Source organism: Phaeocystidibacter luteus, from assembly GCF_008933115.1.
Lineage (GTDB): Bacteria > Bacteroidota > Bacteroidia > Flavobacteriales > Schleiferiaceae > Phaeocystidibacter > Phaeocystidibacter luteus.
The window spans coordinates 125,714-139,788 of the sequence record NZ_WBVO01000006.1 but is presented as its reverse complement, the minus strand read 5'-3'; the positions used below and the strand labels follow the sequence as shown (position 1 = coordinate 139,788).

Below are 14,075 nucleotides of genomic sequence, written 5' to 3'. Positions count from 1 at the left end.
GTTCTGAACTTTCGCCGACCTAAGTCGTGAGTTTTACGTTTACATACGTTTTCAAACGCTTCACGAAATTGAAGGCTGAAATTGAGTGCTTGAGATTCCGAAGTTCAGATTCTTATTGACGAACTTGAGACCGGGGAGAGGGGTAACGCCCCTTAGAGCAAGAAGCCACGGCTTCCCGAGCTGTCAAAGCCCGCGAAGCTCGAAGCTTCCAAAGCTCCGAAACTCCCGCTCCAGTCGTTTATTCAATTCACATCCCTTTCTTGGACTTCCAAATCCCTTAGTTGTTCAAGAACAGCACACTCGTATTTCTATATCCCGAATTGTCCTTGTACCAGTCCGGATAGGCGCTTCCCGATGCCATTCCCCAATCAATGAAATGGTTATAGCCTTGGTCAACGCGACTTTTCTCAATCGGATAACGGAAAGTATGGCTGATGTCAATTCCCCAAGGAACGTTGCGCTCATCTCTGAAATAACGATCGCTTTCCGGATCTGAATCATCGCCACCTTGACCAAACAAAGTCATGTCCATAAGATCAGTAGGTTCGCCGTCCGCCATGTGAATTTCATGACTTCGAACTCCATTCACGAAAATGAACGGGTTTTCTGGAATTACCGAGATGTTCAAGGCTGAATTCAATTCAATCTCAATAACAATCTCCTCGCCCGTACTCACAGGGTAGGTAGGGTCTGTGTTGATATAAGGACCTCCCACATGTGGAATAACGTCAAATGCGTTCTCAAATACAATGATGGTCGATTTACTCTGACCCGTTTCCAGGCCTTTACTATCCATAATCACAATGCCCTGATCGTGCACGTATCCAGTTACCGACTTAATATCTGCCGCTGGAAGGTCAAGCTGGAAGCCAAATCCATTCTGATAAGATGCACCGACCGCTTTAACACGGAAGACCGCCTGGATTTTCACCAACTCATCATCTTGGTTTCTCATTTGGATGTACTTATAGCTCACCACCAAATCGTTAAAATCATAGTCGCCAATGGCAGGCCAAAGGTCTTCGAAAGCATACGTTCCAGCTCCGAGTTCAGATGGAGTGTAGGTCGCATAGGCCACCGTAGAATCAGTTGGGAAATCGTCCAACTCATCACATACACCATCGTTATCCGTATCGCCCGTGCACAGCGAGTTGCTCATGCTGATCACCGAGCCAAGGTCATTAATGCGAGTTGGGAAGGTCTTCACCACAACGTACGATCCATCGTTCGGATCCATTTTGAGCATTTTGCTTTCATTGTCGTTCGTGCAGGCATAAATGAATCCTTCACGATCGTAGCCCGCAGAGGTAAGCTGGTAGGGCATGTTTTCGGCGCTAATTCTCGTCGCCTGAACCGTTGAGCTACCTGCGGTGAAATTCAATTGATACAATCCTGAGAAGCAGGCTAGATATCGATTGCCATTCGCTGGAAATGCAAGGTCTCCGCCGCCACTGCCATTTACCAATCCCGAAATTGTGTAGGTAGCAATTACGCTTCCATTGGTTGGATCAACTTCTTTGATGGAGGTTGAGCCATTCGACAAGAACAAATGCTCACTCACGTGGTCGTATTCCATTCTTGGAAAGTTCCCGCTTCCGAAAGGATTCGCGTTTGTGTAGGCAAGTGTATGTGTCTGATTGAGAATGTCATACTGATACATGTTCCCGTTGCTGTGGTAGTAGACCACATCATTCACAGTATCGGCCGCACAGGCAATTGTTCCGGCGATGAGGTCAGGCAACACTTCATGTGTATAATCCAATGAACTCACCACAAAGAAATCTTTGTTGCTGTTCATGGCGTATAACACGTTTACGGGTGCTCCACCCGATTTGAAACTTGTTTTACCCGATTTCGAAAAATCAAAAGTGAGGTTATTGCTAAAATGATTAAGGCTGAATTCGTAGGTCTCCTTTCCCAATGTTGAATACGCTTCCACGAATAATCGGTCGAACGAACTAGAGATTGTAATGTCTTTCAGCGCCGTAGTGCTGGCAGATCCGAACTTTCCAATTAGTTCCTGCTCATCGTTATAGCGACCATAAACTTTGTACGTAGTGTTAGCAACACCCGTAAAGTTCATCGACACCTCTTGGTATGTATTAAAGTTGAAAGAAGTAGGGAGGACGGCACTTCCCAATTCCATGTTTGCTGGACTAGGATGTGGTTCAGGATCATCCTTCTTACAAGAAGTAGTAAGGATGAGTAGTCCGCTGATAAGCACAATCGCTTTTGCAGAAGCTGATAGGAGAGTCACATTTGTTTTCATGCCGTTTCACTTTTAGGTCTCGAACGAAATAAGGCAATGTTGAAGGAACATGAGGGCGATATTATACGAAATCAGACAATTACGCCTTTAGTGGTTCGATTGCGACGATTAACCGCAAATCGTAAAAGAAGGTACCAAAAAAGGGGTAAAATCGACCGATTTTGACGGATTTGGTTCCGATTATCGTCAAATTAGCCTTCTCAGTTGAGGTTAATCCTGCTTCACCCAAATCAAATTCTCTGTCTTGAATCCCAATGAATCTGCGATGGACAAATACTCAGTCTTGATGTTTTCGGGTATGTTTTTAGTGCGGGATAGAATCCAGAGGTAATCAAGATCTCCGCCGCAAACCAGCGCGTACTGATAGTCGGCATCGAGGGCAATCACGTTGTACCCTGAATAGAACGGACCAAAAAACGAGACCTTGAGTTGGGCAACATCTTCATTACCAACAAACTTGGCTTTGCCGGTTACGGACTCCCAATCTTCATCTACGGTATTAAAACCGCGATTGGTTACGGAGATGGAACCATCCTCCCGCAAAGCATATTCTGCAGTTGTATTGATTAAATCTCTTTCGAAGCGAGAATCGAATCGAGCAATTTCGTACCACTTACCGAGATATTTTGCTTTGTTGAAAGGAGTTACGGGTTCAACTCCTTCAGGAACGGAGGCGCATCCAATAGCGAGGATGAGTAGGAGAGAGGTGAGGATTTTTGATAAATAGGTATTCATTAGGGGATGTCTTCGAAGTGATTACTCGGTTAATCTAGCATACCTCAACCGATGATCATCGCCAATTAAGACGAGTGTGCTGTCGGTTAATTCTTCTACCTCCCAAGGTATATGCGACAAAGGACGATGGTCAAAGTACAATTTCTTACCATCACCAGTTAAGAACCAATCGGTTCGATACAACTCACCTTCATAGTGTTGTTCCAATTCAAGCGAATCAAATTGCAAATAGCTAATCTCGTTGGTTCCATCCATATGTGAGTTAGACATAAGGTTTGTCGAATCATTTTCTTCAACCAATGCCCACTTTCCCATGAATTGACTTTTTGTTCTTGATGTGGTTGTTGGTCTCAGCGTAAATGGATTAACCAGATCGAAACCAGCTGATAACACACTAGAGTCACGATGAATAGACTCTAAGCTGAAGAGTGGTAAGGACGACGCATGTATGTGCAGGAACTTGAATCCTTCATAATTGAGCAAATCCCATTCTAGAGGTAGAGAGAATCGACCCATATCACCGGTGATTATTACTACCGAATCGCTTATGAAGTCAAGTGAGTCTTGAACACTTTCACCGTCGAGATACCATGAGCCGATAAAGTCAGAATACGCAACTTCTAAGTTTTTATACCGTTCATTTAATCGATGAAAGCCAATTGACACGTCTTCCCATTTTATGATCAAAGTATCGCCGTTCTGTGTGATTTCAAGGGTGTCATCGTCACGAATAAGTTTGTTCTCATGAAGTACTAAATCAAATTTATAGGCGTAGAACTCTCCATGTTCACTTATATCAGGATTTGAAATTCGCACATCATAATAAACACTATCCGTGAAGTGAATTAGGCGCTTATCTGCTAGAGTCCTGTCCTGATTCTCACCTTCAAAGTTCACGTAGTCCGCAATCCAAACTCCGTCTAGCTGTTTTGACTTCGAGCAGCTAGTCAAAAGGATCAACAATAAGAGTAAGTGAATGAGGTTCTTCATGATGATTTTTAGAAGTCAGTGTTCGAGTTCAAGTGATTGATGTAGTTTGTCAGTAATCCTTCAATTTGCTTTGCGGCTACTGGATTCGCCGAATGAACGTGGAATTTCAGTTTTCTTAAATCTAATCCAGATTCATAAACTAACCACTTTGCAGCGGCATATCCGTCTGGTGCTACTTCTTCGTTTTTATCTAACCCCAGATCGTTATCAAAACTGATAAACTCTGGTAGCCCATTCTCAGTAATGTAATGAACGAAGTCGTCGTATGTTCGAACGATATCAAACTCAGTCTCCATAGATTTTGGATAGACCATTTCTATGGTACGGATATCATCAAGGAATAGTTTTTTCAATTGGAAAGAGAGTTGTAGAGGAATCGTTTATTCGATCGAGTATAAAGTTAGATGATTATTGCTGAAGATGGGAATGATGCTGGGCGTACTGAATCGAGAGGCGATTTTGGCTTGGCCTGGTTCCACCCGGGGTTAGCTCCCGCTATCCCCACTCTAAAGTTCCGAATTCCCTCCGACCTCAGTCGTGGGTTAAACGTGTACTTGCGTTTTCAAACGGTTCACGAAAATGGGTGAGTGAGATTCAAGAAGTTGGCTTCGAAATGGCGAACTTGAGACCGGGGAGAGGGGTAACGCCCCTTAGTGGGAGACTACTAGGCAGTGTGCTTCCAACTCAGCAAAATCATATATCTATAGCATTCCCGACTCCCAATTCCTCCAATCATTATTTGCTTCTGATGTTGGTGACCATGCATTCTCGTCACCAGATACTAACACATCAGCAATCATCTGATACATTTCTTGTTCACTTGGGCTTACACTCTTGTCGTAAATAGAACGATAGTGAAACTTATCTAGAGTTAGTATTTTGTTTAATGGGACCTCAAAAGGCTCCTCAATAATAGAGTCAGATAGTTCGAGAATAATGGGATTTGTTTCATGTAAGAACCTCACGAACTCACCAAATTCGATCCATCCACTCGGATTATCTTCTGTAGGCTCTATGCCCAGTTCAACGTACTTTTTCCTGTTAGATTCAAATGGCACGTATTGCCCATTTACGAAAACAGATGTCGTTCTCGGGTCAATCCGCTCAAATGCTTCATCTTCATCACCTATTTGAAGCTCAATCCTTTGTAGCTCTTCCTCGGATATTAGTGTATGCTGATATAGGTTTGAGATATACTTACTTCCAGCCGCCTCAGATTTCTCCAGTCTAAAGCAGTTGCCAAAGTAGCATAGGGAAGATATTGCTTCGCCTTGCCTAGTGTGATAGCCATTCGTTTCAAAAACTATTGCCCAAAGACGTCCTGACCCGTAAAGGTGAATCTTACTTCCGGCTATCTGTTTGTATCCGTCTTCTAAATCAGGAAAGAAATGGTAGGCAACTGTATTTGACTTTTTATCCGGAAAGAATAGTCCAGACTCTGCTATGAAAGCTGAATCTAATTCCGACAAGATTTCACTTCTGTAATCTTTCATAAGTCGATTCTCTCCATCCATCTAAGGGGCTGTTCCAGCTCTTCATCACAAAACTCCAAGTGAATTACTCTTCGTCTCCGACCATTAGTTGTGCGACTAGATGCGTGTAGCGTGAGTGGTTTCATCAACATTGCACCTCCGCGACGTACAGCACAAATCACCTCATCTGCAGGATTCCATTGTTTTTGAGCCACCCTGACGATTCCTTGTTTATGAGATCTTTGAATCACTCGCAAAGCACCATTCTCAGCGTTCGTGTCATCCAAGTGAATACGAACTGTTAATGTCTTACCTACGATTTGCAAAGGAGGCTGTACTCCATAAAGACCATGCTTTTGCGTCCAATTTGAATAACCACGCACATCCGTTTTTCGATCGACCGAAATACTCAAATCTTGATGATAAGCTACAAACCAGTTAGAAGCACTGGGTTTGTCGAAGTATATAGATTTTGAGAGAAAGTAATTGCCTTCAAAATGAGACTCCAGAATGCGAGTCAAGTTCTGATTAAACAAAAGGGATTGGAGCTCTGGAAACTGAACCAACAAAGACCGAACGGAAAAAAGTTCACTCGATCGGGATTGGTTATGGACATCGGTTGCGAATTCATCTATGGACTCGGCTATCCTCTCTACTTCAGATTCTGAATACAGGCTAGGAATGATTTGATAACCAAGATCATGAAGAGGTTCGAGCTGAACTTCTTTTTCGAATGAAGGGATGCTGAGAGGGCGATTCATACATCCAAATTACTCAATAATCCCTACCTCAACTCAATCCAATCAATCAAAAGTTCAAAGCGTTCATTTCGCTTGTTGGCGATTAGGAAGGCCGCTTCCTCAAAACTTTCAAACTCGAAGTTCGGCATATCGAGTTTTCGACCTCGGAAGGAAGGGTAGAGATCGCTCAATTCGATTTCAATCGTTTGCCACTCCCCATCGGTGCTGAACGTCGTGATGTACGATTGATAGTCGCGTGCAACATGCTTCAAACGGAACTGATAGTCCTTACCATCACCGCGCAATCGAATCGCAACCTTGGTGAATCCTTCAACCGAAATTGCTTCAGTATTAAATCTCACGGATGAAAAACCACCGTTGTTTTCTGTCGACACCTCGCCATAGAACTTCCCGTGTCCCTCATCCGAAAGTTCGAAGTTTCCGGCCGATCGTCAACCCATGACTACGTCATCTACGACGCGCCAAGAGTCGATGCTGGATTCAGGGGTGAAGTTGAATACAAATGAAGTAGAAGTGAACATAAGTGCTGAGAGGGTGATAGCCAATGATTTCATTATGGGTAGAATTGAACATTCATAAGCGCGAACATTCCATATTGTTCACTCACAATGAATTATTTTGAGAACTCATGCCAAGGTCGTAACTTATTCTGCACTAACACCAACCAGTTATGAAACCTCTTATTTTCTCGCTTTTTCTACTTCCATTTTCACTGTTCAGTCAGCATGGAATGATGTATCATGTCTCCATGTCTGAACAGTTTGATGCCAGTTCGAACATAATTGAAGGAGAGGTCATTTCATCTGAATCAGTTTGGAACATACAGCACAACTACATCTATACCTTGCACACGGTCAAGGTGTCAAAAGTGTTTATGGGAGAATCGAGATCACATATTGTGATTGCAACCGTTGGCGGAAGAGTGGGGAAGGAGGCGCTACGTGTTTCGGATAGACTCTCGCTTCTCAACGGAGATAAGGGACTCTTCTTTCTGAAGCCAACACGGGCGAACCTTGATGGTGGTATGGAAGCTTATGACGTAGTAAGTGATAAGCAAGGGTTTTACCGTTACGATGTTGAGAACGACCTTGTCATAAGGCCGTTTTATCGTTCAGAGGGGATTGAAACTAATTTCTATCTTGATATTCATGAAACGTTAGGGCTTACTTACTTCGAAATAGAAGCTCTAAATCTTCAACCAGCAGAAAGATTTTCAAGTTCTCAAGCAACGCCTACATTTTCTCCTGCTTCTATATCGGCTGGCACTGAAAGCGTTGTGACAATATCGGGAACTAGCTTTGGGTCGACGCCAGGCAGGGTTAAATTCAAATGGGCAGATGATGGAGGAGTGACTTTTCAGTCCGCCTTAGCTTCACAAATTTTAAGCTGGACCGACACCGAAATCAGAGTAGAAGTTCCAGCGTACGCGGGTACTGGGATTATACGCGTGACCGGTGCTGATTCTGTGTCACAAGAAACGGCTACACCGCTCATCATCACTTTTGCCCAAAGTAATGGGGAGTCTTTTGGAGATGCGGTTCTTACCAACTTAATAGACCAAAACACACTTGGTGGCTATTCTTGGCATTTGCATGAAGATTTTGCAAACGATGCACAAGCCCAATTTCACTTTATGAGTGCAATGAGTACTTGGAAGTGCAATTCCGAAGTCAATTGGCGCGTGCTCGGAAATACAATGGCGGATTCCTCAGTAGTTGATGGAATAAACGTCGTGCGCTTCGATAATGGAAATGAACTGCCAATGGGAGTATTGGGTCAATGCGCGTCCTACACCTTCCTGTGCGGCACGCCAGAAGTGGAGGCCATTGTAGAATTGGATATGACTGTAGATGACGGTACGACTTTCCATTTTGGTTCTGGCGCACCAATTCCAGGTCAGTTTGATTTCGAGTCGGTTGTGGTGCATGAGCTCGGTCATGGTCATCAACTGAATCATGTAATTGATAGCAGCGACATTATGTACTACGGTTTAGCTCCACAAGTGGTGCGTAGGGCACTAGGGACCAATGATGTAGCAGGTTCCATATACGTCCAAACTCGATGTGCGGCAGATGCTACATGTACTTTTGGTCGGACGGTCAACCTGAATTGCAGTGTGATTTCAACTTCGGAGAATACATTGGCAGAGACATTGACAATTTATCCAAACCCCGCGAGGGATGTAGCATTTGTAATCGCTAGCGCAAATGCATTGATTTCAATAACTGATCTTTTCGGGAGGAAACTGGCAGTTGAAATGATGAACACAGGCGACCGCTGGGAGCTCAAAGTTGAGGAGCTGCCTTCCGGCAACTATTTCATCCAAATTGTAGAGCGAGACTCACAAAGAACACACAGACTCATAATTCAATAGCACGAAAAATTCACTCTGCTTTCACTTGTCACCTTCATTAAGTGAGTTGTGCACAACTACTATCATGAACCTTTCGGTGACTTCAAATGCAAATGAGATTGAAATAACTTATGAAATGAGTCCGGCTGCAAACTCGAATACTCCGAGATACGCACTTGTATTCCTATTTGAGGGGTCGAACGTCAGTCCTGCCAATTACACAGCATTTACGGAAGTTCGCCAAGCGAATAGTAGTCCGACTACCATCACTATAACGGCCTCTGAATTGTCTGACTTTGGTTTTACTTCCGGTGAGCAAATTTATGTGAGGGTATATGGGGACTCGTTCTACAGTAATGATTACGAGGAGAATGGAGCAAGTGTGTTTCCAAATGTAAATCTCACATCAGCACAAGCCGTGAGTGTGGTGGTGCCGTAATATCTGTGTAGACGTTCATCGCCATGTAGCTCCCAGCTCCCTTAATGCCTCGATTCGGTATGAACGAAGTCCATATTGATGAGATATTAGCCCAATCAGCAGGAGGAATAATCCAATAGCTAATATCGCTGTGTTATTGAACAAGCCTGCGATGGACAAGCCGCCTCCAAATAGCGTCAACAATACCCCGTAGATCAATCCTTTGCTTATACCCTCACCAACGAAAAACTCGAGAACTCCTTTGGCAACCTTCCTCCATGGATAGCTCCACAAAACATGATTGAGTTCTATTTTACCGTCTTCATTTGAGAGTAGATATCGTGCTTTTCGCTCCTCGAGGGAGATTAGGTTTTCGTACTTCTCACGCAAACCACTTCGCATTTCACGGCCTTGAATCAAAGGGGATAAGAATTTCCCTCTATCATTCAAAAGAATGAACACTCCCGATAGCAATAGATGTCGGGTTTCTTCCGATTTCGCCTCAGCGTACTTCTTGCGGAATGCCTTGAATCGTTCCCATTCCGAGGCTTTAACGTCCACTTCAAGGAGTTCAAAATAATTGGTCACGAGAGAGGTTTAACGGTGCATCAATTATCTCTATCCTCAAATGTCTCTTCTTCCTTCTCCTTCACGCGGCGAATGATCAGATAAATCAGGATGAGGAAGGCTCCACCCCAGACTATTCCGTGGATGCCAAAGATGAGAGCCGTAATCATATCCATGTTATTTGAGCTTGACAGCCGTTCCGTAAGCCAAAATTTCAGAGGCTCCTTGCATGACCATTGAAGTGGCCAATCGAACATTTACGATCGCGTCAGCGCCTAGCTTGTGCGCGTCGTGTTCCATTCTTTGAAGCGCTTGCTCTCTAGATTCAGCTTGAAGCTTTGTGTACTCGCTAATTTCACCGCCCACGATATTCTTCAATCCGGCAAAAATGTCTCTTCCCACATTTCGGGCTCTCACTGTACTTCCGCGTGCAACGCCTAGTACTTCTGCAATTTCTTTGTTCGGGATAGTTTCGGTCGTTGTGATAATCATTTCAATTCGTTTTGTTGTTACAGCCTCAGTCGATTCTGAATCCGTTTAATTGTAGGATGCCGAGAGCGCTAAGGGAAGGGAAGATACGATAGGCGGTGAAAATCTCAGCGTTTGAAGGTCTTGTTATTTTGAACCAGAATTCGGTGGCATGGGCTAGGGTGTCTCCCTCATCTATCTGGATTTTAGCGGCATGGGCTAAAGCCACATGCCTGTTACCCCTTGTCGTTAGTCTGGGTTAGGGTTTTATGAGAAATGTTCGTTTTTCACATCCCCTGCGAACTCTATCCACCACACACATCCTCATCTTCTCTGCGAGCGAAGCCACCATATAAAGCGGCACGCGCTAAAGCACCGTGCCTGGCATCTCAATCAAAAAATGAACCTGCTAAAGCATGGTCCATTTTCCCAAAGCTGGTCTATTAGTCCGAAGGTCTGGTAGTCCATAGGTCCACCTTTCTCTGCGATCTCTCTCCACCACGCACATCCTCATTTTCTCTGCGTGAACCACTACCTTTGCCCCAATGTCCATACGCATCAACAAATACCTCAGCGAAATAGGCCTATGCTCCCGCCGCGAAGCCGACCGATGGATCGAACAAGGCCGCGTGACCATCAATGGTAAACAGCCCGGTGTAGGCGCCCAAGTCTCCAGCCGAGATGTCATTCGTGTCAACGGCATGATCGTCGAAAGCCCAGATGACGACCATACCTATCTGCTCTTCAATAAACCTCCGGGTATTGTCACAACAACCGACACCAAAGAGGCTGATAACATCGTTTCGTACATCAATTATCCGCGGAGGATTTTTCCGGTTGGACGTTTAGACAAGGCCAGCGAAGGCCTCATTATTCTCACTAGTGATGGCGATGTGGTGAATAAGATTCTACGCGCTGGAAACAACCACGAGAAGGAGTATGAGGTCTCTGTAGATAAACCTCTCTCGGCCGACTTTGCCGATAAGATGAGCAATGGCGTCCCAATTTTGGGTCAGGTTACCCGAAAGTGTAAAGTTGAGGTCACCGGTTCAACCAGCTTCAAGATCACGCTTACGCAGGGGCTAAACCGACAAATTCGTCGCATGTGCGGACACTTTGGATATGAGGTTCACAAGTTGAAGCGAACGCGCATCATGCACCTCGAGCTCGACCTTCCTCCAGGGCAGTTTCGCGATCTGAGCAAAGCCGAACTCGACAAGCTTTTCAATCTTATCAAGGATTCAAAGGGAACGGCCGACGAGAAGCCGGCAAAGAAGAAGCCAGCTAAAAAGAAACCGACGAAGCAGTCGGGGCCGCATAAGCCAAAACCGGGTGGAGGCGCTAAGACGCGTAAGCAGAAGCCGGGTGGGGGATTCTCGGCAAAGAAGGGTAAGAGACATAAGCGGAGGTGACCTCACACAGAGTCTCAGAGGACACAGAGATAAGAATTGATTAATTGTGTGATTAGAGTTCGTCGTGTTTTAACATAATTGCCTCGCGCTTTTGCAGCTTGCCCTCCAGCGAGCGGCAGAGACCGACCACACATATTCTCGTTTTCTCATCAAGAACCCCTCTGCGTCCTCTGAGTCTCTGTGTGAGGCACTCCCCGTCAATAAACCACTACCTTTGCCCCCATGCCCAACAATCTCCCCACCATACTCGCCAAGCTCAACATCGAGTCCCTCAACGAAATGCAAGAGCGTACACTCGAAGCATTTGAGAAGAACGCCGAAGTAGTACTGCTTTCACCAACCGGTACCGGTAAAACACTGGCGTTCGTGTTGCCGCTTCTCGATTATCTGGATGCCGATAAAGTCGCTACACAAGCGCTGATTCTCACGCCTTCACGAGAGCTGGCCATCCAAATTGAACAGGTTATTCGCGAGATGGGAACGGGTCTAAAGACAAATGCTGTGTACGGCGGGCGCGCAGCGCATAAGGATCGTCAAGACCTGAACCATGCACCGACAATTCTAATCGGGACCCCAGGTAGGGTGGCCGATCATATCCGCCGCGAGAATGTGGATACTAGCGAGATTTCAACGCTCATCCTCGATGAATTCGACAAATCGTTGGAGACAGGTTTCGAAGGCGAAATGCGCGAGATTGTCGGCTCTTTGCCCAACCTGAAAAAGAAGGTGCTTACCTCGGCCACTCAGAAGGTGGAGATTCCCGAATTCGTGGGGATTTCAAATGCCACGCGACTGAATTATACGGGCCAGCGGGGCAAAAGCCGACTCGAAATCAAAAAGGTTACCACTGCGGATAAGATGCAATCCCTAGTCGATTTGCTTCGTCACCTAGGCGACCAAAACGGCATCATTTTTTGCAATTTCAAGGATAGTATTGGCAGAGTGAGTGAAGGCCTAGATGATGCGGGGATAGACCACGGTTGCTTCTATGGAGGAATGGAACAGCGCGATCGCGAACATTCACTCATCAAGTTTAGAAACGAAACACATACACTTCTCCTCGCCACAGATTTGGCCGCACGCGGTTTGGATGTACCCGAAATGGATTTCATCATTCACTTCGAGTTGCCCATTCACGAGGAAGAGTTCACCCACCGAAATGGTCGTACCGCTCGCATGAAGAGTGAAGGAAAGGCCTTCGTACTTCAACAAGAAGGTCGACAACTCCCTAGCTATATGTACCGACTAGAGGAGGAGGATTTGAAGCCTGGAAGTGTAAGTAAACCCAAGTGGAGCACGCTTTTTATCACCGGAGGAAGACGCGATAAAATCTCGAAAGGGGATATTGCTGGACTATTCTTTAAGCAAGGTGGCTTAGACAAAAACGAACTGGGTAAGATTGAGCTGAGTTCTGATAGTGCCTATGTTGCCGTGCCAAGAGGAAAGGCTCGGAAGCTTGTTTCAGAGCTAAACAACTCACGTTTGAAAAAGAAAAAGGTTCGGATAAGCGTGCTGGAGTGACAGCTCTACCTAAATGGTCCAGAATTGTAGATAAGGGAGTTCTCCTTGATGTCATAAAGACACATTGGCCCATACATTAGTACCGGGTTACAGTGCTGAAATTTGAAAATGTGATGGCCAACCCATTCGACTTGCCATCCGCAGGATGCTCTTAACTCCGATTCGTACATGTTGTTGAACTGTCCATCTCCTGTTGAAAAGATCCTCGCCGTTGGAACTGGTGATTCCAGCCAGTTTGATCCTGGTTTTTCATCTCGCTGGAATGCTACCCAAGAGAATTCAAAAGGAGTGTGGAACACAAAGAGATAATAGACATGTGGAATGTCGGTATTAACGAAGTCCACGCTGTATACATCAGTAGTCGAGTAGATAATGCTTGAATCTATTGTGGATATGAAGTGAAACCTATTATCCTGCCTGTAGTATGCAACAGGATCACCTTCGTTGTAGTAATACCAATATTTGGAAGATGTTATCTTCTCTATGGTTTCACGAACTTCAGAGAATGATTCCTTCTGATAAAAGTGGAATAAATTGGGTGAATGGACGGCCTTGTACAGTATATCGGAACTATAAATGTTATAGAAATCATCCTCATCAAATTCAGATTGATAATAAAGAATCGTAAGGCATTTCTTTAAGCATTCTTGAACATCAATATTGGACCCTGCTAGGTGTAGTGTGATATCTACTTTTGAGATATCTATGCTATCAGAGCATTCGATTTGTCGATACTCAAGACTATCATTATCGCGAGAAAGACGGTAGACTAGTGGCTCTGTTTTAGAGAAGTAAATGCGATGTCCTTTATCAATCGTCCAGTTATAGGTTTCAAAGTTCAACAGGATATTATCTGAAATCCCAAGTGAGTCACAACCGTGACTTATCATCTTCGCCAGAGTTATGGCATCTTGATTCAATATTCGATAGTATGGCGCTTCCATATTAAGTTGAACATTGCCGTATTCGCCAGTTAAATATTGCGAGAAACTGTTGAATGACAGGAATCCAAAGAAGAGAATGATGATATGTTTATGATAAAATGTGCGCATTGAGAGTCCGTTATCTGTTGACGACCAGAGAGCTAATCAAGTTGGAAGTTCCGCATC

The 14,075-nt window shown here is 44.8% G+C and carries 15 protein-coding genes and 1 pseudogene; 4 read left to right on the top strand and 12 right to left on the bottom strand.

From position 1 onward, the window contains the following. Positions 1–277: 277 nt before the first annotated feature. The 8 genes and pseudogenes from F8C67_RS08920 to F8C67_RS14455 all read right to left on the bottom strand — a co-directional run bounded on the left by F8C67_RS08920 (position 278) and on the right by F8C67_RS14455 (position 6,781). Positions 278–2,269, bottom strand: coding sequence for an LruC domain-containing protein (locus F8C67_RS08920; RefSeq protein WP_151667491.1), 1,992 nt, complete (start codon positions 2,267–2,269; stop codon positions 278–280). Between the two features lie 210 nt (positions 2,270–2,479). Next, positions 2,480–3,004, bottom strand: a complete 525-nt coding sequence (locus F8C67_RS08915) for a lipocalin family protein (protein WP_151667490.1) — start codon at positions 3,002–3,004, stop codon at positions 2,480–2,482. Between the two features lie 21 nt (positions 3,005–3,025). Then, entirely contained in the window at positions 3,026–3,994 is a 969-nt protein-coding gene (locus F8C67_RS08910) for a hypothetical protein (protein ID WP_151667489.1), read from the bottom strand. Between the two features lie 8 nt (positions 3,995–4,002). Continuing rightward, positions 4,003–4,347: a cyclic-phosphate processing receiver domain-containing protein gene (locus F8C67_RS08905; RefSeq protein ID WP_151667488.1), complete on the bottom strand. Its 345-nt coding sequence runs from the start codon at positions 4,345–4,347 to the stop codon at positions 4,003–4,005. Between the two features lie 348 nt (positions 4,348–4,695). Next, complete coding sequence (locus F8C67_RS08900) at positions 4,696–5,508, bottom strand: DUF7003 family protein (protein WP_170266415.1); 813 nt, start codon at positions 5,506–5,508, stop codon at positions 4,696–4,698. After that, positions 5,484–6,227, bottom strand: coding sequence for a phytanoyl-CoA dioxygenase family protein (locus F8C67_RS08895; RefSeq protein WP_151667486.1), 744 nt, complete (start codon positions 6,225–6,227; stop codon positions 5,484–5,486). The genes F8C67_RS08900 and F8C67_RS08895 overlap by 25 nt, the downstream gene beginning before the upstream one ends. A gap of 23 nt (positions 6,228–6,250) precedes the next feature. Further along, positions 6,251–6,643, bottom strand: a pseudogene (locus F8C67_RS08890) (CIA30 family protein); the annotation flags it as partial. Between the two features lie 15 nt (positions 6,644–6,658). Then, entirely contained in the window at positions 6,659–6,781 is a 123-nt protein-coding gene (locus tag F8C67_RS14455) for a hypothetical protein (protein WP_317132317.1), read from the bottom strand. A 116-nt stretch (positions 6,782–6,897) separates the two neighbouring features. Here F8C67_RS14455 and F8C67_RS08885 point away from each other — a divergent pair, with 116 nt between their 5' ends. Together F8C67_RS08885 and F8C67_RS08880 are read left to right on the top strand one after the other, a co-directional pair. Beyond that, positions 6,898–8,601: a T9SS type A sorting domain-containing protein gene (locus F8C67_RS08885; RefSeq protein WP_151667485.1), complete on the top strand. Its 1,704-nt coding sequence runs from the start codon at positions 6,898–6,900 to the stop codon at positions 8,599–8,601. A gap of 64 nt (positions 8,602–8,665) precedes the next feature. Further along, the gene (locus F8C67_RS08880) at positions 8,666–9,019 is read left to right on the top strand and encodes a hypothetical protein (protein WP_151667484.1); all 354 of its coding nucleotides are present in this window, start codon (positions 8,666–8,668) and stop codon (positions 9,017–9,019) included. Positions 9,020–9,034: 15 nt separating this feature from the next. Here F8C67_RS08880 and F8C67_RS08875 read toward each other — a convergent pair whose 3' ends face one another. Genes F8C67_RS08875 through F8C67_RS08870 form a run of 3 tightly spaced genes read right to left on the bottom strand, consistent with a single transcriptional unit; the run spans position 9,035 to position 10,057 of the window. Continuing rightward, entirely contained in the window at positions 9,035–9,586 is a 552-nt protein-coding gene (locus F8C67_RS08875) for a hypothetical protein (RefSeq protein WP_151667483.1), read from the bottom strand. 20 nt (positions 9,587–9,606) lie between these two features. Further along, positions 9,607–9,735, bottom strand: coding sequence for a hypothetical protein (locus F8C67_RS14430; RefSeq protein WP_262714217.1), 129 nt, complete (start codon positions 9,733–9,735; stop codon positions 9,607–9,609). Positions 9,736–9,742: 7 nt separating this feature from the next. Next, positions 9,743–10,057, bottom strand: a complete 315-nt coding sequence (locus tag F8C67_RS08870; RefSeq protein WP_151667482.1) for a YbjQ family protein — start codon at positions 10,055–10,057, stop codon at positions 9,743–9,745. 521 nt (positions 10,058–10,578) lie between these two features. On the opposite strand from F8C67_RS08870, the gene rluF reads away from it, so the two are divergent. Beyond that, complete coding sequence (gene rluF, locus F8C67_RS08865; protein ID WP_151667481.1) at positions 10,579–11,445, top strand: 23S rRNA pseudouridine(2604) synthase RluF; 867 nt, start codon at positions 10,579–10,581, stop codon at positions 11,443–11,445. 222 nt (positions 11,446–11,667) lie between these two features. Continuing rightward, positions 11,668–12,966 carry a DEAD/DEAH box helicase gene (locus tag F8C67_RS08860; RefSeq protein ID WP_151667480.1) on the top strand — a complete coding sequence of 433 codons (1,299 nt, stop codon included), beginning with the start codon at positions 11,668–11,670 and terminating at the stop codon, positions 12,964–12,966. A 5-nt stretch (positions 12,967–12,971) separates the two neighbouring features. Here the strand turns inward: F8C67_RS08860 and F8C67_RS08855 are convergent, their stop codons facing one another. Next, a complete protein-coding gene (locus F8C67_RS08855) occupies positions 12,972–14,018 on the bottom strand; it encodes a hypothetical protein (RefSeq protein ID WP_151667479.1) in 1,047 nt (348 codons plus the stop codon). Between the last annotated feature and the right edge of the window lie 57 nt (positions 14,019–14,075).

Coding starts and splice junctions, on each gene's coding strand:
- F8C67_RS08920 (WP_151667491.1), bottom strand. CDS start 2,269: ATGAAAACAAATGTGACTCTCCTATCAGCTTCTGCAAAAGCGATTGTG.
- F8C67_RS08915 (WP_151667490.1), bottom strand. CDS start 3,004: ATGAATACCTATTTATCAAAAATCCTCACCTCTCTCCTACTCATCCTC.
- F8C67_RS08910 (WP_151667489.1), bottom strand. CDS start 3,994: ATGAAGAACCTCATTCACTTACTCTTATTGTTGATCCTTTTGACTAGC.
- F8C67_RS08900 (WP_170266415.1), bottom strand. CDS start 5,508: ATGGATGGAGAGAATCGACTTATGAAAGATTACAGAAGTGAAATCTTG.
- F8C67_RS08895 (WP_151667486.1), bottom strand. CDS start 6,227: ATGAATCGCCCTCTCAGCATCCCTTCATTCGAAAAAGAAGTTCAGCTC.
- F8C67_RS14455 (WP_317132317.1), bottom strand. CDS start 6,781: ATGAAATCATTGGCTATCACCCTCTCAGCACTTATGTTCACTTCTACT.
- F8C67_RS08885 (WP_151667485.1), top strand. CDS start 6,898: ATGAAACCTCTTATTTTCTCGCTTTTTCTACTTCCATTTTCACTGTTC.
- F8C67_RS08880 (WP_151667484.1), top strand. CDS start 8,666: ATGAACCTTTCGGTGACTTCAAATGCAAATGAGATTGAAATAACTTAT.
- F8C67_RS14430 (WP_262714217.1), bottom strand. CDS start 9,735: ATGATTACGGCTCTCATCTTTGGCATCCACGGAATAGTCTGGGGTGGA.
- F8C67_RS08870 (WP_151667482.1), bottom strand. CDS start 10,057: ATGATTATCACAACGACCGAAACTATCCCGAACAAAGAAATTGCAGAA.
- rluF (WP_151667481.1), top strand. CDS start 10,579: ATGTCCATACGCATCAACAAATACCTCAGCGAAATAGGCCTATGCTCC.
- F8C67_RS08860 (WP_151667480.1), top strand. CDS start 11,668: ATGCCCAACAATCTCCCCACCATACTCGCCAAGCTCAACATCGAGTCC.
- F8C67_RS08855 (WP_151667479.1), bottom strand. CDS start 14,018: ATGCGCACATTTTATCATAAACATATCATCATTCTCTTCTTTGGATTC.